General features: G+C 74.3%; 19 protein-coding genes. 12 read left to right on the forward strand and 7 right to left on the reverse strand.

What is annotated here, in order from left to right:
- Positions 1–208: 208 nt before the first annotated feature.
- The 5 genes from ACZ6ZN_RS09670 to ACZ6ZN_RS09690 are packed head-to-tail and all read left to right on the forward strand — an operon-like array spanning position 209 to position 5,795.
- Positions 209–1,438 (forward strand): prenyltransferase/squalene oxidase repeat-containing protein, encoded by a 1,230-nt coding sequence (locus tag ACZ6ZN_RS09670; protein WP_469644687.1) that lies wholly within the window; start codon positions 209–211, stop codon positions 1,436–1,438.
- A complete protein-coding gene (locus tag ACZ6ZN_RS09675; protein WP_469644690.1) occupies positions 1,435–2,088 on the forward strand; it encodes an SCO2322 family protein in 654 nt (217 codons plus the stop codon). The genes ACZ6ZN_RS09670 and ACZ6ZN_RS09675 overlap by 4 nt, the downstream gene beginning before the upstream one ends.
- The gene (locus ACZ6ZN_RS09680; RefSeq protein ID WP_469644694.1) at positions 2,081–3,175 is read left to right on the forward strand and encodes a CbiQ family ECF transporter T component; all 1,095 of its coding nucleotides are present in this window, start codon (positions 2,081–2,083) and stop codon (positions 3,173–3,175) included. The genes ACZ6ZN_RS09675 and ACZ6ZN_RS09680 overlap by 8 nt, the downstream gene beginning before the upstream one ends.
- On the forward strand, positions 3,172–4,884 hold the full coding sequence (locus ACZ6ZN_RS09685; protein WP_469644696.1) for an ABC transporter ATP-binding protein: 1,713 nt from the start codon (positions 3,172–3,174) through the stop codon (positions 4,882–4,884). Before ACZ6ZN_RS09680 ends, ACZ6ZN_RS09685 begins: the two co-directional genes overlap by 4 nt.
- On the forward strand, positions 4,881–5,795 hold the full coding sequence (locus tag ACZ6ZN_RS09690; RefSeq protein WP_469644699.1) for an ECF transporter S component: 915 nt from the start codon (positions 4,881–4,883) through the stop codon (positions 5,793–5,795). The genes ACZ6ZN_RS09685 and ACZ6ZN_RS09690 overlap by 4 nt, the downstream gene beginning before the upstream one ends.
- Before the next feature lie 212 nt (positions 5,796–6,007).
- Here the strand turns inward: ACZ6ZN_RS09690 and ACZ6ZN_RS09695 are convergent, their stop codons facing one another.
- Complete coding sequence (locus ACZ6ZN_RS09695) at positions 6,008–6,187, reverse strand: DUF397 domain-containing protein (protein WP_469644703.1); 180 nt, start codon at positions 6,185–6,187, stop codon at positions 6,008–6,010.
- On the reverse strand, positions 6,174–7,001 hold the full coding sequence (locus tag ACZ6ZN_RS09700) for a helix-turn-helix domain-containing protein (RefSeq protein ID WP_469644706.1): 828 nt from the start codon (positions 6,999–7,001) through the stop codon (positions 6,174–6,176). Before ACZ6ZN_RS09700 ends, ACZ6ZN_RS09695 begins: the two co-directional genes overlap by 14 nt.
- 93 nt (positions 7,002–7,094) lie before the next feature.
- Here ACZ6ZN_RS09700 and ACZ6ZN_RS09705 point away from each other — a divergent pair, with 93 nt between their 5' ends.
- Positions 7,095–7,532, forward strand: a complete 438-nt coding sequence (locus tag ACZ6ZN_RS09705) for an ATP-binding protein (RefSeq protein ID WP_469644708.1) — start codon at positions 7,095–7,097, stop codon at positions 7,530–7,532.
- Positions 7,533–7,666: 134 nt separating this feature from the next.
- On the opposite strand, the gene ACZ6ZN_RS09710 is transcribed toward ACZ6ZN_RS09705, so the two are convergent.
- Positions 7,667–9,706 carry a bifunctional glycosyltransferase 87/phosphatase PAP2 family protein gene (locus ACZ6ZN_RS09710; RefSeq protein WP_469644711.1) on the reverse strand — a complete coding sequence of 680 codons (2,040 nt, stop codon included), beginning with the start codon at positions 9,704–9,706 and terminating at the stop codon, positions 7,667–7,669.
- Positions 9,707–10,100: 394 nt separating this feature from the next.
- Between ACZ6ZN_RS09710 and proP the strand changes: the two genes are divergently transcribed.
- A complete protein-coding gene (gene proP / locus ACZ6ZN_RS09715; RefSeq protein WP_469644714.1) occupies positions 10,101–11,483 on the forward strand; it encodes a glycine betaine/L-proline transporter ProP in 1,383 nt (460 codons plus the stop codon).
- A gap of 138 nt (positions 11,484–11,621) precedes the next feature.
- Entirely contained in the window at positions 11,622–12,293 is a 672-nt protein-coding gene (locus tag ACZ6ZN_RS09720) for an O-methyltransferase (protein WP_398111345.1), read from the forward strand.
- 42 nt (positions 12,294–12,335) lie between these two features.
- Here ACZ6ZN_RS09720 and ACZ6ZN_RS09725 read toward each other — a convergent pair whose 3' ends face one another.
- The gene (locus ACZ6ZN_RS09725; protein ID WP_369197271.1) at positions 12,336–12,728 is read right to left on the reverse strand and encodes a hypothetical protein; all 393 of its coding nucleotides are present in this window, start codon (positions 12,726–12,728) and stop codon (positions 12,336–12,338) included.
- Between the two features lie 89 nt (positions 12,729–12,817).
- Here ACZ6ZN_RS09725 and ACZ6ZN_RS09730 point away from each other — a divergent pair, with 89 nt between their 5' ends.
- A complete protein-coding gene (locus ACZ6ZN_RS09730; RefSeq protein ID WP_398111346.1) occupies positions 12,818–13,225 on the forward strand; it encodes a DnaJ family domain-containing protein in 408 nt (135 codons plus the stop codon).
- Between the two features lie 18 nt (positions 13,226–13,243).
- Here ACZ6ZN_RS09730 and ACZ6ZN_RS09735 read toward each other — a convergent pair whose 3' ends face one another.
- On the reverse strand, positions 13,244–14,062 hold the full coding sequence (locus ACZ6ZN_RS09735; RefSeq protein WP_469644717.1) for a hypothetical protein: 819 nt from the start codon (positions 14,060–14,062) through the stop codon (positions 13,244–13,246).
- A gap of 5 nt (positions 14,063–14,067) precedes the next feature.
- On the reverse strand, positions 14,068–14,772 hold the full coding sequence (locus tag ACZ6ZN_RS09740; RefSeq protein WP_451876513.1) for a hypothetical protein: 705 nt from the start codon (positions 14,770–14,772) through the stop codon (positions 14,068–14,070).
- 168 nt (positions 14,773–14,940) lie between these two features.
- Here ACZ6ZN_RS09740 and ACZ6ZN_RS09745 point away from each other — a divergent pair, with 168 nt between their 5' ends.
- Positions 14,941–15,432 carry a GNAT family N-acetyltransferase gene (locus tag ACZ6ZN_RS09745; protein WP_469644720.1) on the forward strand — a complete coding sequence of 164 codons (492 nt, stop codon included), beginning with the start codon at positions 14,941–14,943 and terminating at the stop codon, positions 15,430–15,432.
- 22 nt (positions 15,433–15,454) lie between these two features.
- Here ACZ6ZN_RS09745 and ACZ6ZN_RS09750 read toward each other — a convergent pair whose 3' ends face one another.
- Positions 15,455–17,518: an MFS transporter gene (locus ACZ6ZN_RS09750; protein ID WP_469644723.1), complete on the reverse strand. Its 2,064-nt coding sequence runs from the start codon at positions 17,516–17,518 to the stop codon at positions 15,455–15,457.
- Between the two features lie 1,239 nt (positions 17,519–18,757).
- Between ACZ6ZN_RS09750 and ACZ6ZN_RS09755 the strand changes: the two genes are divergently transcribed.
- A complete protein-coding gene (locus ACZ6ZN_RS09755) occupies positions 18,758–19,681 on the forward strand; it encodes a peptidoglycan-binding domain-containing protein (RefSeq protein WP_469644725.1) in 924 nt (307 codons plus the stop codon).
- Between the two features lie 94 nt (positions 19,682–19,775).
- On the forward strand, positions 19,776–20,075 hold the full coding sequence (locus ACZ6ZN_RS09760; RefSeq protein ID WP_469645645.1) for a phosphotransferase-like protein: 300 nt from the start codon (positions 19,776–19,778) through the stop codon (positions 20,073–20,075).
- Positions 20,076–20,162 lie beyond the last annotated feature (87 nt).

The following is a 20,162-nucleotide window of genomic DNA, read 5'->3' on the forward strand; positions in this document are numbered from 1 at the left end:
CGTACGAGGGGAAGCCGGTGCAATTCCGGCGCTGACCCGCAACCGTGAGCCGCCCCGGGGCGGTGAGCCGGATCGCCGCGTACGGTTCGTGACCGGCTCGCGTGCCCGGCAGTCCGCCGGTGCACGGCACCGTCGAGGTATACGGAGCCGAGCCGCCGGGGTGTCCCCTGCTGCCCGGCTCCCCCACAGGGAGAGGCACCCGCCGATCATGAACGTCCGCCGCAGCGCCGCGGTCCTGGCCGCCGTCGCCGTGATCGGCGCCGCCACCCCGGCCGCCGCCGACCCGTCCCCCTCGCCGTCCCGGGCGCTCCCCTCCGCGCTCCACGGCGACAAGGACCCGAAGTACGACGGCGTCTGGCGCCAGTCGCTCGCGCTGCTCGCGCAGGACGCCGTGGGGGTGAAGCCCGCGGCCAAGTCGGTGCAGTGGCTGGTGCGCCAGCAGTGCGCCGACGGCGGCTTCGCCGCCTACCGCGCCGACCCGGCCGCCGCCTGCGACGACACGACCATGCTCGACACCAACGCCACCTCCGCCGCCGTGCAGGCCCTCGCCGCGCTCGGCGGGCACGACGAGGCCACCGGCAAGGCGGTCGACTGGCTGAAGTCGGTCCAGAACGAGGACGGCGGCTGGGGCTACGCGCCCGGCGGCGCCAGCGACACCAACTCGACGTCGGTCGTCATCGGCGCCCTGGCCGCGGCCGGCGAGCAGCCGGGCCGGGTCGACAAGGGCGGGAAGTCGCCGTACGACGCGCTGCTGAAGCTCGCCCTGCCGTGCGGCGGGGACGAGGACGGGGCGTTCGCGTTCCAGCCGGACAAGAAGGGCAAGCTGTTCGCCAACGCCGACGCCACCGCCGCCGGAGTGCTCGGTGCGCTCGGCAAGGGCATGGTGACGAAGGCCGGCGAGAAGGAGCCCGGCGCGGACTGCGCGACGGCGCGCACGCCCGAGCAGGCAGCGGCGAACGGGGCCGGCTACCTCACGGCCGCGCTGGCCGCGGACGACGGCCACCTGATGTCCGCCCTGCCCGGCGCCGAACCGCAGCCCGACTTCGGCAACACCGCCGACGCGGTCGTCGCCCTCGCCGCGCACGGCGACACCGGCCCGGCCCAGAAGTCCGTGCGGTGGCTGGAGAAGAACTCCGCCGCCTGGGCCCGGCAGAACGGGCCCGCCGCCTACGCCCAGCTGATCTTCGCCGCGCACGCGACGGGCACGGACCCGCGCGACTTCGGCGGCGCCGACCTGGTGAAGCAGCTGAACGCCACCGGCCCGGCCCCGCAGTCCGCCGCCGCGAAGGCGGACGGGCAGGGCGAGGACGAGAAGAAGGACTCGAAGGACTCGGACTCGGTGTTCGGCGTCTGGTGGTACGTCGGCGTCTGCCTGGTCGCGGGCATCGGCATCGGCTTCCTGTTCAGCAACGGCCGCCGGAAGAAGCAGCAGCTGTGATCCGCCGGGCCCTGCCGCTGCTCCTGGCCGTGCTCCTGCCGCTCGCGGGCGCCGGTCAGGCCCAGGCCGCCGGCTACCGCTACTGGTCGTTCTGGGAGCGCGACGGCGACCGCTGGGTCTACGCCACCCAGGGGCCGTCCACGGCCCGCCCCGCGGACGGTGAGGTGCAGGGGTTCCGCTTCGCGGTGAGCGAGGACTCGGCGGACGCGACCCGGCCGCGCGGCGCGGCCCGCTTCGACCCGATCTGCGCGAGGACGCCGGCGAAGGAGGGCACCAAGCGCGTCGCCCTCGTCCTCGACTTCGGTACGGCCGCCGACGCCCCCGACGGGGAGCGCCCGCCGCCCGCCCGCACGGCCTGCGCCCGGGTCTCCCCCGACGCGACCACCGCCGAGGCGCTGGCCGCGGTGGCCGGGCCGCTGCGCTACGGCAGCGACGCCCTCCTGTGCGCGATCGCCGGCTACCCGGAGAAGGGCTGCGGCGAACAGGTCGCCGAGCGCCCGGACCCGTCGGCGGGCGGGAAGGAACCGACGGAGGACGGGACGGAGGGCGGCACGTCCGGCGGCGGTCCGTCCCTGGGGCTGGCCGCCGGCATCGCGGTGGTGGTGATCCTGGGGGGAGCAGCCGTCTGGCAGGTACGGCGGCGTGGCTAGCACGACCCCGTCGCGGGGGCGCCCGGCCGCCCTGCACCCCGGTGCCTGGTGGCTGTGGGCGCTCGCCCTGGGCACCGCGGCCACCCGCACCACCAACCCCCTGCTGCTCGCCCTGCTCGTCATCGTCTCCGCCTACGTGGTGGCCGCCCGCCGCCCCGACGCGCCCTGGTCCCGCTCCTACGGCGCCTTCGTCAGACTCGCCCTGCTGGTGCTGCTGGTCCGGCTGCTCTTCGCGACGGTCCTCGGCTCCCCGATCCCCGGCACGCACACCCTGTTCACGCTGCCCGAGGCCGGCCTGCCCGACTGGGCGCAGGGCATCCGCCTCGGCGGCCGGGTGACGGCGGAGGCCCTGGTCTTCGCGCTGTACGACGGTCTGCGGCTGGCCACCCTGCTGATCTGCGTCGGCGCCGCGAACGCCCTCGCGAACCCGGCCCGTCTGCTGAAGTCCGTGCCGGGCGCGCTGTACGAGATGGGCGTGGCGGTCGTCGTCGCCCTCACCTTCGCGCCGAACCTGATCGCGGACGTGCAGCGGCTGCGCGCCGCCCGCAGGCTGCGCGGCCGTCCGGACAAGGGCGTCCGCGGCCTGCTTCAGGTGGGCCTGCCGGTGCTGGAGGGCGCGCTGGAGCGGTCCGTCGCCCTGGCCGCCGCGATGGACGCCCGCGGCTACGGCCGTACCGCGCGGGTGCCGCCCGCCGTACGGCGCACCACCGCCGCCCTGACCCTGGGCGGGCTGCTCGGCGTGTGCGCCGGGACGTACGGGCTGCTCACCGCCGAGGGCGGCTCCTACGGCGTGCCCGTCCTCCTCCTCGGCTGCGCCGCCGCCCTCGCGGGCCTGCGGCTCGGCGGCCGCCGCTCCCTGCGCACCCGCTACCGTCCGGACCGCTGGGATGTGCGCGCCTGGCTGGTGGTGGCCTCCGGTGTGGCCGTCGCGGCCCTGCTCACGCTCGCCTCCGTGCGCGATCCCGCGGCACTTCAGCCCGGTGTGGTCCCGCTCGTGGCGCCGACGCTCCCCCTGTGGCCCGCCGCGGCGATCCTGCTCGGCCTGCTGCCCGCGTTCGTCGCCCCCGACCCGAAGGAGCCTTCGTGATCCGCTTCGAGGACGTCTCCGTGACCTACGACGGGGCCGCCGAACCCACGGTCCGGGGCGTCGACTTCGAGGTCCCCGAGGGTGAACTCGTCCTGCTGGCGGGCCCGTCCGGAGTCGGCAAGTCGACCGTCCTGGGCGCGGTCAGCGGTCTGGTCCCGCACTTCACCGGCGGCACGCTGCGCGGCCGGGTCACGGTCGCCGGGCGTGACACGCGCACCCACAAGCCGCGCGAACTGGCCGACGTGGTGGGCACGGTCGGCCAGGACCCGCTGTCCCACTTCGTCACGGACACCGTCGAGGACGAACTGGCCTACGGCATGGAGTCGCTGGGCCTCGCCCCGGACGTGATGCGCCGCCGCGTCGAGGAGACCTTGGACGTGCTGGGCCTGGCCGGTCTGCGCGACCGCCCGATCGCCACCCTCTCCGGCGGGCAGCAGCAGCGGGTCGCGATCGGCTCGGTGCTCACCCCGCACCCGGACGTCCTCGTGCTGGACGAGCCGACCTCCGCGCTCGACCCGGCCGCGGCCGAGGAGGTGCTGGCCGTCCTCCAGCGGCTGGTGCACGACCTCGGCACGACCGTCCTCATGGCCGAGCACCGCCTGGAGCGCGTCGTCCAGTACGCCGACCGGGTCGTGCTGCTGCCGGGGCCGGGCGCCGCGCCCGTGCTGGGCACCCCGGCCGAGGTGATGGCCGTGTCGCCGGTGTACCCGCCGGTGGTGGCCCTGGGCCGCCTCGCGGACTGGTCCCCGCTGCCTCTCACGGTCCGTGACGCCCGCCGCCGGGCGGCCCCGCTGCGCGACCGGCTCGCCGACGCGCCCGAGGCGGGCGGCGGCCCGGACGGCCGCCCCCGCCGTTCCCTCACCCGCACCACCGAGTCCCCTGCCCCCGGCCGGCGGCGTCCCTGGTTCCGCCGCGACCGCGCCGTCCCCGCCGCCCAGGACGCCGTGCACGCCGCCGAGGTCCGGGCACTGGCCGTCACCCGGGGCCGCGTCCGGGCCCTGCGCCACATCGACCTGACCGTCGACCCGGGCGAGACGGTCGCCCTCATGGGCCGCAACGGCGCCGGGAAGTCGACGCTGCTCAACTCCCTGGTCGGCCTCCTCGCCCCCACCTCGGGCACGGTCCTGGTCGACGGCGCGACGCCCCACCGGACGGCGCCGAAGGACCTCGTCCGCAAGGTCGGGCTGGTCCCGCAGGAGCCGCGCGACCTGCTCTACGCCGACACCGTCGCCGCCGAGTGCGCGGCGGCCGACCAGGACGCGGGCGCGGACCCCGGCACCTGCCGGGCCCTGGTCGGCGACCTGCTCCCGGGCGTCGCCGACGGCACCCACCCCCGGGACCTGTCCGAGGGGCAGCGGCTCGCGCTGGCCCTGGCCGTCGTGCTGACCGCCCGGCCCCCGCTGCTGCTGCTCGACGAGCCGACCCGCGGCCTGGACTACGCCGCGAAGGCCCGGCTGGCCACGGTGCTGCGCACCCTGGCCGCCGAGGGCCACGCCATCGTGCTGGCCACCCATGACGTGGAGCTCGCCGCCGAGATCGCGCACCGGGTGGTGCTGCTCGCGGAGGGCGAGGTCATCGCCGACGGCCCGACGGCCGACGTGGTGGTGTCGTCGCCGTCCTTCGCCCCCCAGGTGACCAAGATCCTCGCCCCGCAGCACTGGCTCACCGTCGCCCAGGTCCGCGCGGCCCTCGCCGGGACCGGCCGATGAGCACCCGCACGACCGCCCCCGCGCCCGCCCGGCCGAAGCCCCGGCGCCCCGCCCGGGCCGTCCGCCTCGGCCCCCGGTCCCTCGCCGCGCTGCTCCTGGTCAGCGCGGTCGGGATCGCCGCCTTCGGCTGGCCCTTCCTCGCCCCGCCCGCCTCGGGGCTCAGCGCCCACGCGCAGGACGCGCCCTGGCTGTTCGCGGGGCTGCTGGTGCTGCTCGTGGGCGTGGTGGGCGCGTCGATCGCGGAGTCGGGCATGGGCCCGAAGGCGGTGGCGATGCTCGGGGTGCTCGCCGCGACGGGGGCGGCCCTGCGGCCGATCGGCGCGGGCACGGCGGGTATCGAGCCGATGTTCTTCCTGATGGTGCTCAGCGGCCGGGTCCTCGGCCCGGGCTTCGGGTTCGTCCTCGGCTCGGTGACGATGTTCGCGTCCGCCCTGCTCACGGGTGGGGTCGGACCGTGGCTGCCGTTCCAGATGCTGTCGATGGGCTGGTTCGCGATGGGCGCGGGGCTGCTGCCCGGGCCGGACCGGCTGCGCGGCCGGACGGAACTCGCGCTGCTCGCGGCCTACGGCTTCGTCGCCGCGTTCGCCTACGGCACGATCATGAACATGGCCGGGTGGCCCTTCATGGGGGCGCTCGCCTCGAACGTGGCCTTCGACCCCGACGCGCCGGTCGCCACGAACCTGGCCCGCTTCCTCGCGTACTGCGTGGCGACGTCCCTCGGCTGGGACCTGGGCCGGGCCGCCGTCACGGTCGTCCTGACCCTGGCGCTCGGCCCGGCGGTCCTCAGGGCCCTGCGCCGGGCCACCCGCCGGGCGGCCTTCGAGACGCCGGTCACGTTCGAGGCGCCCGGGCCGGACGGCGGGCGTGACACCCCCCACATGACCGGCGTCACGTACGAAGCGGGGCCGTAGCGCAAGGCGGTGGTGACGCGCGGGGGGCTCCGCGCGGTGTGCGGCCGGGCCTAGTAGAGAGGCTCGTTGCACGCACCCGGCGGGCCTGTTTCGGTGGACGACCGCGCCGCGTTCGGCAGTGTGCGCGGCGCCCGGGACCGGTCACGAGCCGGTCCCCTCCGACCGGAGGCGGCGGCCCCCTGATCCCCGGGGCCGCCGCCTTCGCCGTACGGCTATGCGGCGGTGGCGGAGGCCCAGTGGACGAACGTGGTGAACGCGGCGGGGTGCAGGGTCAGCACGGGCCCGGCGGGGTTCTTGGAGTCGCGCACGGCGACGGCGGCCTCCGGCGTTTCAGCGACTTCGAGGCACTGGCCGCCTTGGTCGCTGCTGTAGGACGACTTACGCCACTGCATCTCCATAGCGTTCCTCCATCACACGCCGGATGAGCCTTACCGAGTCTCTGGGGGAGAGTGCGGCAGCTCGGAGATGATCGTATCGGAGCGAACAGTTCTTGACGGTGTCCGGATTGGCGGTTGGATGCCCACTGCCGTAGCTCTCCGTGTAGACGATGGTGGGGTCCCCGGCGAAGCGATAGATGTCGAATGAGCCCGTCAGTCCGGCGTGCGCCCCGACGGTCAGCGGCAGCACCTGAACGTTGATCCGCGGATCGTCCTCGAACGACAACAGATGCGCCAGTTGCTCCCGCATCACCTCCGGTCCGCCGATCTCCAGTTGCAGCGCGGCCTCACTGAGGACCGCCCAGAAGATCGGCGGCTCCCGCTTCTCGAAGACGCGCTGCCGAGCGAGTCGTACCGCCGTCCGGTCTTCCAGGTCGGTCTTGTCCAGCGCGCCGAGCACGGCCTGCGCGTACCCCCGGCTCTGGAGCAGTCCGAGGACCATGTGGGTCTGGAAGGAACAGATCTCGGTGGCCCGTACCTCCAGTTCCGCCACCTGCTGGAACCAGGCCGGGAGCCTGCTGCGCAGCACCAGTTCGACGAGCCGGGAGAAGAGACCGTCCGTACCCAGTGCCGCATCCGCCCGCTCACTGAACTCCGGGGTCGGCACCTTCCTGGCCGTCTCGATCTGGCCCACCAAGGAGCCGGTGTAATTGACGATGTCCCCCAACTGCCGTTGCGTCAGGCCCGCCGCCTCCCGATGCCGGCGCAACTCGTAGCCGTAGTAGTCGAGCGGGGAAGCCCCCGGGTCGAGGGCGTTGATGTGGGTCATGCGCGAAGCCCCTCTCACGCAACTCCGTCCACCACGGGACGCGTTGTATCCGTTCCGTAGCCGAGGGTAGTCACCGCACGTCAGGCTCGTCCTGTGAACGGATACATTCCCGCGCAGTACTCGATGCGCCTCACAGTCGGCGCGCACGCCCCCCGCCACGTCCGCCGTATCGTCCGCTCGTTCCTCGAACAGTGGGGCATGCCCGAGCTGTCGGACGCCGTGGAACTGGGCGTGACGGAGCTGCTGGCCAACGTCGTACGGCACGTCCCGGACCGCCGCTGTGCCCTTCTGTTGCTGCGGCAGCGGACCGGCGTACGGGTGGAGGTCACGGACGACAGCGCCGAACTGCCGCGCACACCAGCGTCCTTGGACGAGGACTCGGAGGGCGGCAGGGGCCTGCTCCTGCTGGAGGCGACGGCCGACAAGTGGGGCGTGTCCCTGTGGGCGGACGGCGGGAAGACGGTGTGGTTCGAGTGCGGAGCCGACCATCCGCGCACGCCTCCCAGGCCAACGGCCTTCCGCGCTCCCTAGCCACTGTCCTGGCGATCTTCGGCGTCAGTAGGCTTGCGGCGGACACGGACCGGACGGCCCAGGTCGGCGGCCCGTCCGTTGACTCCGCCCGTGATCGCCGGGACAGGACCTGGCCGTGGGTGGTGGCCCGTTCCTCACCCACGCACCGGATCCAACGCCGGTTCCCGGTCGGGTTCGGCCGGTGCGGTGACCGGGGGTCTCGGTCCGGACAGGAGATACGTCAGCCCGAACCCGGCCGCCACCACGGCCGCTCCGCCCACCGCGTCCAGCACCCAGTGGTTCCCCGTCGCGACGATGGCCGAGACCGTGCACAGGGGGTGCAACAGCCCCAGGGCCTTCGTCCACCAGCGGCGGGCCAGGACGGCGATCACCACGCCGCACCACAGGGACCAGCCGAAGTGCAGGGACGGCATCGCCGCGTACTGGTTGGTGAGGTGGGTGAGCGTGCCGTAGTCCGGCTGGGTGAAGTCCTGGACGCCGTGGACGGTGTCGATGAAGCCCAGCGTCGGCATCAGGCGCGGCGGGGCGAGCGGGTAGAGCCAGAAGCCCACCAGGGCGAGCAGGGTGGCGACGCCGAGGGCCGAGCGCGCCCAGCGGTACTGGGCGGGGCGGCGCCAGTAGAGGAGGGCCAGGACGGTCAGCGGGACGACGAAGTGGAAGGAGGTGTAGTAGAAGTCGAAGAACTCGCGCAGCGCGTCGACGCCGGCGACGGTGTGGTTGACCCAGCGCTCGACGTCGATGTGCAGGGCGCGTTCGAGGTCGTACACCTGCATCCCGTGCGCCTCGGCCTCGGCCCGCCCCGCCGCGTTGCTGCCGCCGGTCGCGGCGAGCCTGACCTCGGAGTACCCGGCGTAGGTGACGCGGATGAGGAGCAGTTCGAGCAGCAGGTTCGGCCGGGTGAGGACCCGGCGCAGGGACGGCACGAGCGGCACGTGGCGGAGACGTGCGGGCGTGGCGGGCGCGTACGCGGCCGGTTCCGGGGCGCGGTAGTACGGCGAGGTGCGGGACAGGAACGGCAGGGCGACGGCGGCGGCGAGGGCGGCGAGCAGCACCACGTTCGTGCGCAGCGGGTCCAGGGACGTCATGTCCGGGAACAGCACCTTGGCCGGCAGGGTCATGACCAGCACGACGGCGACGGGCCAGACGTACCGGTCGGAGGCGCGGGTGCCGACCCGGCCGACGGCCGCGAGCAACACCCACAGCAACTGGTGCTGCCAGGCGGTGGGCGAGACGGCGATCGCGGCGCAGCCGGTGACGGCGACCGCGAGGAGCAGCTGCCCGTCGTGTGCGTAGCGCACGGCCCGGCGCAGTGCCAGAACGGCGACGGCCGCACCGAGGGCGAGGAAGAGGGCGATCTCCAGCGGGCCGCTGAGGCCAAGGCGCAGCAGGGCGCCGTGCAGGGACTGGTTGGCGAGGTCGTCGGCCGGGCCGCCGAGGCCGGCGCCCGCCAGGTGGTGGACCCAGTAGCGGTAGGAGTCGGCGGGCATGGCCGCCCAGGCCAGGCCGGTGCAGGCGGCGAAGGTGGCCCCGGCGGACAGGGCCGCGCTCCGGCGGCCGGTGCACCACAGCAGCGGCGTGAACAGCAGCAGGGTCGGCTGGAGTGCGGCGGCGAGACCGATGAGCACGCCGCTGGTGCGCTGGCCGTGCGCGGCGAAACAGCCGAGCAGGACGAGCAGGACCGGGATGATGCTGGTCTGGCCGAGCCACAGGGCGTTGCGCACCGGCAGGGAGATCATCAGCAGGCTGATGGCGACGGGGGTGGCCAGCAGGGCGGTGCGGCGGCCGACCGGCTGCGGCAGGGCCCGGGCGGCGAGCACGCCCAGGGCCACGACCAGCAGCAGGGTGCCGAAGGTCCACCCCCAGCCGAGGGCCTGCTCGGCGGAGCGGGTGAGGGGCTTGAGGGCGAGGCCGTTGAAGGGCGTGCCGGTGAAGCGGGTCGAGTCGTAGAGCGAGCCGTTCACGTGCAGCACGCCGTCCGGGCCGACCCAGGTCTCCAGGTCGGTGAGGCGCTCGCCGCGCGGGGTGGCCAGGACGACGGCCACCTGCCGGGCGGCGAGCAGGGCGACGACCAGCCACAGGCCGAGGCGGGCCGCTCTCAGGCGTGGGTGGTCCCGGCCGACGGCTGTCGCTCCGATGGATTCCGCCGGTCGCCCGTCGCGATTCGCCTGAGACATGCCCTTGCCGGCCTCCCGCCCCAGTTCATCCCACATGTCATGGTTGTGGAATTTCCTCCGCGAACCCTACGAGGGCTCGCCTCGCCACGGGAAAGAAGACGCGGGTTACCCCCGATTCACCTGACGTCCGTCCTCCTTTTGTCCGGATGACGATAGTCCGCGCCCGTTTCGGTTGCCTCTCGTGAACGCGAGAAGGATCACAGGGGACACGGGTGGGAACCGGATCCGGACGGGCAGAAGCCCCTGGGCAACCACGGTTTACGTGCAGGGTGCAACGAAAGGCGTACCGCCCGTAGGCGGGTCAAAGCCGCCTATCGTCGCTTTTCGGCCCGTACGACAGCGCCGCCGCGCGGGACCGTGCCCCTGTCCCCGTCGAAAGGTAGGCGAGCGAGTCTTGTCGACTGCCTCAGTCGTCACCTCCCCGTCCCTGGCGAAGCCCCGCAGCACGAAGGCCGCCGACCCCACCGTCACCGATCCCGCACTGGTCAAGCGCGCCGTGAAGGCGGCCGCGCTGGGCAACGCGATGGAATGGTTCGACTTCGGTGTCTACAGCTACATCGCGGTCACGCTGGGCAAGGTCTTCTTCCCCTCGGGCAACCCCACCGCCCAACTGCTGTCCACGTTCGGCGCCTTCGCCGCGGCCTTCCTGGTCCGCCCCCTGGGCGGCATGGTCTTCGGCCCGCTCGGCGACCGCGTCGGCCGCCAGAAGGTCCTCGCCCTGACCATGATCATGATGGCCGCGGGCACCTTCGCGATCGGTCTGATCCCGTCGTACGCGACGATCGGTGTCGGCGCGCCGGTCCTGCTGCTCGTGGCCCGCCTGGTGCAGGGCTTCTCCACCGGCGGCGAGTACGCCGGTGCCTCGACGTTCATCGCCGAGTACGCCCCGGACAAGCGGCGCGGCTTCCTCGGCAGCTGGCTGGAGTTCGGCACGCTCGCCGGCTACATCGGCGGCGCGGGCCTGGTCACGCTGATGACCGCCCTGCTGTCCGCCGACGACCTCACCTCCTGGGGCTGGCGCATCCCGTTCCTGATCGCGGGCCCGATGGGCATCATCGGCCTCTACCTGCGCATGCGCCTGGAGGAGACCCCGGCGTTCGCCGCCGAGGTCGCCAAGGCCGAGAAGGACCGGCCCAAGGTGCCGCTGCGCGAGATGGTCACCGGCCAGTGGCGCGCGCTGCTGCTCTGCGTCGGCCTGGTGCTGGTCTTCAACGTCACCGACTACATGCTGCTGTCGTACATGCCCAGCTACCTGACCAGCGAGCTGCACTACGACGAGACCCACGGTCTGCTCGTCGTGCTCGGTGTGATGGCCGTGATGATGGTCGCCCAGCCGTTCGTCGGCGCGCTGACCGACCGCGTCGGCCGCCGCCCGGTGATCGCCACCGGCTGTGCGGGCTTCCTGCTGCTGTCCGTGCCCGCCCTGCTGCTGATCCGCGACGGCAGCCTGCTCGCGGTCGCGCTCGGCATGGGCGCCCTGGGCCTGCTGCTGGTGTGCTTCACGGCGGCCATGCCCGCGGCCCTGCCCGCCCTGTTCCCGACCCGGGTCCGCTACGGCTCGCTGTCGATCGGCTTCAACGTCTCGGTGTCCCTGTTCGGCGGCACGACCCCGCTGGTGGTCACGGCCCTGATCGGCGCGACCGGGAACATGATGATGCCCGCGTACTACATGATGGCCGCGGCCGTGATCGGCGGTTTCGCCGTGTGGCGCATGGCGGAGTCGGCCGGCCGCCCCCTGCCCGGCTCGGCTCCCTCGGTGGCGGCACCCGAGCGGTGAGCCCCGCGGGCGGCTCGGCGGGCCCCGTGCCCCGGCCGTTCCCGGTCCGGCCGGGCGGAACCTCCGCGCGGTGGTGGTCGTTCGACTGCTGGTGAAGCGTTGGTGGACCATTCCGGCCGGGCACAGAAGGGCAGCCGTATGAGCGAGTCGCATGTCTGGGACGAGGTCGACGCCTACTTCAGCGAGCGTCTCGCCCCGGACGACGAGGTCCTGGCCGCCGCCCTGCGCGACAGCGACGCCGCCGGGCTCCCCCGCATCGCGGTCTCCTCGAACCAGGGCAAGCTGCTGCAACTCCTCGCGCAGATCCAGGGCGCCCGGCACATCCTGGAGATCGGCACGCTCGGCGGCTACAGCACCATCTGGCTGGGCCGCGCCCTGCCGGCCGACGGACGCCTGGTCTCCCTGGAGTACGACCCGCGGCACGCCGAGGTCGCCGCCGGCAACCTCGCCCGCGCGGGGCTGGCCGAGCGCGTCGAGGTGCGGGTCGGCCCGGCCCTGGAGTCGCTGCCCGCCCTGGCCGCGGAGAACACGCCCCCGTTCGACCTGGTGTTCATCGACGCCGACAAGGGCAACAACCCGCGCTACGTGGAGTGGGCGGTCGAACTGGCCGGGCCGGGCTCCCTGATCGTCCTCGACAACGTCGTCCGCGGCGGCCGCGTGACCGACGCGGACAGCACGGCCCCCGACGTGGTCGGCACCCGTACGGCCATCGACCTGATCGGCAGCCACCCGAGACTGTCCGGCACGGCGATCCAGACGGTCGGCACCAAGGGCTACGACGGCTTCGCGCTGGCCCGCGTCCTGCCGTGAACCGGCCCGGTGGGGCGGCGCCCGCCCCACACGCCCCGGGCGTCACACCTCGTGGTAGAAGCCCACGTTGACGCTGCGCGGGGCGGTGCGGTCCTGGACGACGATCTCGCCGCTGCCGCCCCTCGGCAGCGGGACCGTCCCGCCGTAGGCGAGCGGCTGGGCGTACTCACCGACCGTCAGCCGGACCTCGGAGGAGGGGTCGGGCTGCGAGCCGCGCAGCCAGGTCACCTGCCAGGTGCCGTCGGGCCCGCAGAGGAACTCCAGGTGGACGCGGGAGACGAACAGCCAGTCGTCCGGCGTGCCCAGCCGGCACACGGACTTGTCGCGGCCCACCCGCAGCACCGCACCCGGCTCGCTGGGCGCCTCGGCCATGAGCATGCCGGCCGTGGCACCCTCCTCCGCCGCGGAGACGGCGGCCATGGTGAGTTCGAGCACGTGCGCTCCTCCTGGGACGTCCGAAACGGGCCTGTAAGCCCGCCGCATGATAGAACGCCCGGCTGCGCGGTGTCCGGCACAATGGGTGCATGACCGAGCGGAAGCCACCCGGCGTCGACTTCGAGTCCTGGGTCGACCGGCAGATCCGTGACGCGGAGGCGCGTGGGGAGTTCGAGCGACTGCCCGGGGTCGGCCGGCCCCTGCCGCCGGACGTGGAGAACACGTACGACGAACTGTGGTGGGTCAAGCGGAAGATGGCCCGCGAGGGCTTCTCCGTCCTGCCGCCCGCGCTGGCCCTGCGCAAGGAGGCCGAGGACGCGCTGGAGGCCGCGCTGGCGGCCCCCTCGGAGCGGATCGTCCGGAAGATCATCGGCGAGGTCAACGACAAGATCCGCGACATGATGTTCAAGCCGCCGCCCGGCCCCCCGCTCGGAAAGAAGCCGTACGACGTCGAGGACGTCGTACGGCAGTGGCGGGAGCGCCGGGCGGAGCACTGAGCGGGCCGGCCGGCCCGGTCAGACGTGCAGCAGGCGTTCCGCGAGTTCCCGGTAGTCCTTCAGGGCCAGGCGGAGCTGCTCGGTGTCGGCTGCGGAGACGGACTTGTCCCCGCCGCTCTCGGCGGTCTGCCAGGACCGGCGCAGCGTCCGGCGCCGTTCCGTCACGACCTCGGTGAACCGGGCCGTGATCTCCTCCAGTACCTGGTCGGCCTCCTCGACGGAGGCGCGGGGTCCGTCGACGAACCCGGCGACGGCGTGCCGCAGGCGCTCGCCGAGCTTGTCGGAGGCGTCGTGCGGGAAGAGGTGCGCATCGGTGGCGCCGCCCGCCCGGCCGGCGTCGCGTCCGCTGCCGTGGCCGGTGCCGTGGCCGTGGACGCCGTCCGCGTGGGTGCCGTGCGGGTGGGTGCCGGTCGTGGTGGCGTGGTCCGCGTCGGTGCCGTGCGTGCCACCGGGGGCGGCGTCGCCACGACGGGTGCCGGTGCCGAGGATCTTGGTGTCGTGGACCCCGGTGCCGTGGAGGCCGGTGTCGTGGGTGGCGTTGCCGGGCGTCGCCGTGCCGTGGAGGCCGGTGTCGTGGGTGGCGTTGCCGGACGTCGCCGTGCCGTGGGGGTCGGTGCCCTGGGCGGCCACGCGGCCGGCTTCGGTGGCGCGGTCCGCGTCGGCGAGACGGGGGTCACCAGCGGGTGTGCCGGTGCCGTGGGCCGTGCCGCCGCCGGTGTCCGCCGTAGCGTGTCCGGCGGGCGGGGCGGTCTCGCCGCGGGCGTCCGGCGCGGGGGTGTGCGGCGCGTCCGGCGTGTGAGGCGTGTGGTCGCCGGGCCGTCGGGTCATGTCGGTCATCGGACTCAGCTCTCCTTCGCCTGGCGTCGGTTGAGGGCCCACGGCATGTTGCCGCGCGCCGGGGCCTTGCGGTCGCCGGCCGGCGCGGAGCGGTCCCGGCCGTCGTGGCGCGCGGCCTCGTGCCGCCCGTCCGTGCGGCCGCCGTCGTGGCGGTCCGGCCGCACCAGTTCCTCGAACAGGGCGCGGGCGGCCACCATGGCCTCGCGCATGTCCTCGGTCCCCTGGCCGCCGTCCCGGGCGTCCTCCGGGCGCAGCAGCGCCGCACGGTGCACGCGCCGGTAGCCGTCGACGTGGTGGGCGTGGTGGACGGACAGCGCGGCGAGCTGCTCCTCGTACTGCCCACCGTCCGGGAAGCCCCGCACGCCGGCGAGTTCGGCGATCAGCGCGTCCGCCTCGGCGACGGCGTCGCGCGGCGAGTCGACGAACCGCTCCTGCGCGGCGGTCCAGCGCGCCTGGTACTGCTCGCGCTGCGCCGGCTCCAGCGGACGTGCCCGCAGGTCGCCGTGGCGCTCCAGACGCTCGGTCAGCTCGCGCTCGGCCGCCGTGGTGTCACCGTCGTGCCGGGCGAGGACCCGCTCGTACTCGGGTCCGAAGCGGCGCTTGAGGTTCGGGCCGCGCCCGGTCCCGCGGGCACGCAGGGTCAGGGCGGCCGCGATGATGACGACGACCGCCGCGATCACGATCAATGCAATGATCAGGCCAGTGGACATGGATGCCTTCCGGGGTTCGGGCCCAACCGGTCCTCCTCGCGGGCCGGTTCGCGGTTCGGGTTGCCCGGAAGTTGGGCCGTAAACGATGCGCGCACGGGACGGGGGCCGTGCGGGCCCGGGATTTATCCGGTTGCGGGGCCCGTGGGGCGGCTGCGGAGAATGCGGTTCATGACCTGGACCGTGGCCCCGGAACCGTACGACTCCCCCGTCGCCGCCGCGCTGTGGCGGGCGTACTACACGGAGGTCAGCGACCGCTGGTATCTGCTGCACGAGGGGCGGCGCACCGATCCGGACGAGCTGGAGCGGGAGATCGCCGCCCAGCCCGGCGCCGATCTCGCCCCGCCGCGCGGGGAGTTGCTCGTGGCCCGGTACGGCGGTGAGCCGGCCGGCACGGCGGGGGTGCGGCTGCTGGACGGCACGACCGCCGAGCTGAAGCGGGTGTTCGTGCACCCCTCGATGCGGGGCAGGGGCGGCGCCCCGCTCCTGGTCGGCGCCGCCGAGGACACCGCACGCGCGCTCGGCGCCGCACGACTGATCCTGGACACCCGCAGCGACCTCGTCGAGGCCCGTGCCCTGTACGGCCGGCTCGGCTACACGGAGACCGGGCGGCACAACGACGACCCGTACGCCGAGCACTGGTTCACCAAGCGGCTCGTCTGACGCGGCCGCGGGAACCGGCCGCTCAGACCGGCTGCTCGGAGCGCTGTTCGGGCTGCCGCACCTCGCGGGGACGGTCGTTGCGGGATCCGCACAGCTCGCCGTTCAGCTCCCGGACGAGCGCGACCAGGTCGGTGGGCCGGTCGGGGCCCCACCAGTCGCCGAGCAGTTCGGCGAGGGACTCCTCCCGGGCCTCGGCCAGCCGCTCGGCGTGCGCGCGGCCCTGATCGGTCAGCACGAGGTCGACGCCCTCGCGCACGGCGAGCCGCCGCTCCTCGACCTGACGGACGGCCTCCATGACGACGGACAGCGGCACGGGCATGCGCTCGGCCAGGGCCACGGGCTCGACCGCGCCGTACCTGCGGATGCGCAGCAGCAGCCAACTCGTCGCGGGCAGCAGGTCGTAGCCGGCCCGCTCGGTGATGTCGCGGTAGATCTCCCGGCGGCCCGCGCGGGTGCCGAGCACCGACAGCGCGCGGCACACCTCGTCGTACGAGGACCGCTCGACGGGGTTGCTGGCCAGGGTCTCGGAGATGTCCGGCGCGGTGACCGAGGCGCGCAACCGGTCCTCCTTGAGGAACCAGGCGAGCACGAACCCGAGGAGCGCGACGGGCGCGGCGTACAGGAAGACGTCCGTGATGGCGACGGCGTAGGCGTGCAGGGCCGCCGGGCGCAGGCCGGGCGGCAGGGCGGCGATGCCCCGCGGGTCGGCCTCCAGCGAGCCCGGGGAGACGCCGGCCGGGAGCGGGGTGCCGCGGAAGGCGTCGCCGAGCAGGTCGCCGAGCCGGCCCGCGAAGACCGTGCCGAAGACGGCGACGCCGAACGAGGCGCCGATGGAACGGAAGAAGGTCGCCCCGGAGGTGGCGACGCCCAGATCCTCGTAGGGGACGGCGTTCTGCACGATCAGCACGAGCACCTGCATCACCAGGCCGAGGCCGAGCCCGAAGACGAAGAAGAACCCGCTCAGCTCGGCCGTGGAACTGTCCTCGTCGAGCTGGTGCAGCAGGAGCAGGCCCAGCGCGGTGATGCCGGTGCCGGCGATCGGGAACACCTTCCAGCGGCCGGTCCGGCTGACAATCTGCCCGGACGTCGTGGAGGCCAGCAGCAGCCCGACCACCATGGGCAGCATGTGCACGCCCGACAGGGTGGGGCTGATGCCGTGCACGACCTGGAGGAAGGTCGGCAGGTACGTCATCGCGCCGAACATCGCGAAGCCGACGACGAAACTGATCACGGCGGAGAGCGTGAAGGTCCGGACCTTGAACAGCTTGAGCGGCAGGACGGGTTCGGCCGCCCGTCGCTCCACGGCGACGAACGCGCAGGCCAGCAGGACCCCGAGGACGGCGAGGCCGATGATCTGCGGGGACCCCCAGGCCCAGGTGGTCCCGCCGAGCGAGGCCACCAGCACCAGGCAGGTGGCGACGGCGGCGATGAGGAAGGTGCCGAGGTAGTCGATGACGTGGCGCTGCCGCTTGCGGGGGATGTGCAGGACGGCCGCGATCACGGCGAGTGCGACCACGCCCACGGGCAGGTTGATGTAGAACACCCAGCGCCAGCTGGCGTGCTGGGTGAGCACCCCGCCGAGCAGCGGCCCGAGCACACTGGTCGCGCCGAAGACGGCCCCGAACAGGCCCTGGTAGCGCCCGCGTTCGCGCGGTGGCACGAGGTCGCCGACGATCGCCATCGACAGCACGATCAGGCCGCCGCCGCCCAGTCCCTGCAACGCCCGGAAGGCGATCAGCTGGCCCATGCCCTGCGCGGCCCCGCACAGCGCGGAGCCGATCAGGAAGATCACGATCGCCGTCTGGAACAGCCGCTTGCGGCCGTACTGGTCGCCGAGTTTGCCCCACAGGGGTGTGGCGGCGGTCGCGGCCAGCAGATACGCCGTGACCACCCAGGACAGGTGATCCAGGCCGCCGAGGTCGCTGACGATGGTGGGCAGCGCGGTCGAGACGATGGTCTGGTCGAGTGCGGCGAGCAGCATGCCGAGCAGCAGCGCGCCGATGGAGACCAGCACGTTGCCGGGCACCTGCTCCCGGTCGGCGGTGCCCGCACCTGAGGGCTTGACGGCGTTCACGTCCCCGGCCATGCGACCTCCCACGGGCTCTGTGACATTTTCCATCGTGACCGCTGTGGACCGTTATGGCCCGCCGGGCCCGTTTGGAAGCCGAGGTTCCGGGGGCTCGCCCGCCGCGCTGTGGAGAAGATCTGGATAATCTCTGGAGTTCGCGAGGGGAGGGAGGAGCGCGTGGAATCGCCGGCAGGCCACCCGTGCCCGGAGTGCGGGGTACCCAGACGGCAGGACAGCACGCCTTCCTGCTCCTGCACGGACCGCGTCGCGGAGGCCCTGCGCGACGCCCGCACGGCGGAGGCGGCCGCGGCGGAGGACTTCGACCCGCTGCGCATCCGCCCGTACGTGGAACTCGACGGCGCGCGGCCCGAGGAGCGTGAGCCCGGGGATCGGGAGCGCGGGGATCAGGAGAGCGGGGATCAGGAGAGCGGCGAAACGCTTCACCACCCCGGTGACACGGCCACCCCTTCACCCGCTTCGGAACCCGGTCAGGCCGCGCTCTCCCCGGCGGCCGGACGCAAGCGGCGGCAGGGGGCGGCCCGGCCGGAGGCTCAGCCACCGGTCGCGGCCGCGACCGACGGCAGGCCGACCACCCCGCATCCCGCCGACGCGCCGGGCGACACTTCCCCCCTCTCCCCCGCAGCCGCACGCAAGCGCCGCCAGGACCAGTCCCGTCCGACGGCGCAGACACCCGCGCCACCCGCGAACCCGGAAAACGACACCCACCCGCACTCCCCCGCACCCGCCCACACACCCGGCGGCAACCCCCCGCTCTCCCCCGCAGCCGCACGCAAGCGCCGCCAGGACCAGCCCCGCCCGGCGGCGCAGCCACCCATGCCTCCCACGGCGGCAAGCACACCGCCACCCGCGAACCCCGCAGACGACACCCATCCGCACTCCTCCGCACCCGCGCACACCCCCGGCGACAACCCCCCGCTCTCCCCCGCAGCCGCACGCAAGCGCCGCCAGGACCAGTCCCGCCCGGCGGCGCAGCCACCCGCGCCACCCGCGGCGGCAAGCACACAGCCACCCACGAACCCGGAAAACGACACCCACCCGCACTCCCCCGCAGCCGCACACACACCCGGCGACAACCCCCCGCTCTCCCCCGCAGCCGGACGCATGCGCCGCCAGGACGGGTCACGCCCGGCGGCGCGGGGCTCGGCTGGCGGGCCTTCGCACGAGCGCGCAGGGGACGCGCCTGGCGGCGAGTCCTCGCGCTCCGCGCGGACCGCGGGGGCGGCAGTCGGCCCGCCGGTGCCTTCCCCGGCCGAGACCACCCTGCCCCTGAGCGCCCTCGGCCCGGCCGACCCGGACGCGACCGCCGTCCTGCCCTCCGCCGCCGCCCCGGCCCACGCCCGGCCGGGCGACCCGGCGGACACCGACCCGACGACCGTCCTGCCGGCCACGGACGCCACCACCGTTCTGCCGGCCGGTCCGGCCGACTCGGCGGTTCCCGCGCCCCTCGTGTCCGGTGCGAGCGAACCGAGCGTGGCCGATCTGCGGCTCTTCGACGGTGCGGACGCCCGCGACCCCGGCGCGCAGGAGCCGCACGGCGCCGGCCCGCGCCGGGCCGGACGGCGGCGCCGGGCGGTGATGGTCGCCGCCGCCGCGGCCGGTGTCGCCGTCGTCGCGGCGGCCGGATACGCGAGCGGCCTGTTCTCCTACGAGAGCCCGACCCGGGACACCGCCCTGCCGGACGACCTGCGGGCCAGCGTGCCGGACGCCCCGGCGAGCAGCGTGGACTCCACCCCGTCGGCGGGCACCTCCGCGCCCGCCTCCTCGGCCCCGGCCGCGCCCTCGCCGTCCCGCACGGGCAGTCCCTCGGCCTCCCCCTCCCCGTCCGCGTCGAGCGCCTCGCCGAGCCCGTCGGAGTCGGCCACTCCGTCGGCGCGGCCGTCCGCGTCGGCGAGCGCCACCGGGCAGGACGGGCCGGAGTCGGGCCGCCGCGGCGGTGCCACCGTCCTGCGCCTCGGCGACCGTGGCGCGGAGGTCACCGAACTCCAGCTCAGAATGCGGCAGTTGTACCTCTACGGCGACGACGCCGACGGCTTCTTCAGCAGCCGGCTGGAGGACGCGGTGCGCACGTACCAGTGGTCGCGCGGCATCCAGACCCGGAACCTTGGGGTCTACGACGAGGCGACCCGGGCGAAGCTGGAGTCGGAGACCCGGGAGCCCTGAGCGCCCCGGTCGTCCTACCGTGACGTCGTGACGCCGTGACGCCGTGATCCCCGAGTGATCGTGCTCGACGGCGGTTCCAGCTCGGGCGAGTCGGCTGAGCGCCGGCTTCCGGAGGCTGGCCAGGATCGTCGTCGACGGCGTGCTCCTCGGTAGCCCGGTCTCCCAGGAGGGCCGGCGCCGGGCCCTGGCCGGGCTCGACGGGCCGTGGGTCGGCGTCCGGTGCGACGGCGAGGTCGACGCCGGGCGGGAAAATCGCCCGGGGGACCGGACGGGCGGCTTGGCCGCGGCCCAGGCGCAGCTCGTGCACGAGGGCGTGACGTGCGACGTGAAGGTCGACACGGCCCGGGCCGAGTTCCTGGCGTGCGCACGCGCCGTCGCCGCCCCCATCACCTGACCGCCGGGGCCGGGACGGGACCGACGGCCCCGCGCACCGCCCGCAGGCCGCGGCCAACCCGGGGCGCCAGGTCACCCGGAACGGCGG

This window comes from Streptomyces sp. NPDC053665, from assembly GCF_055585285.1.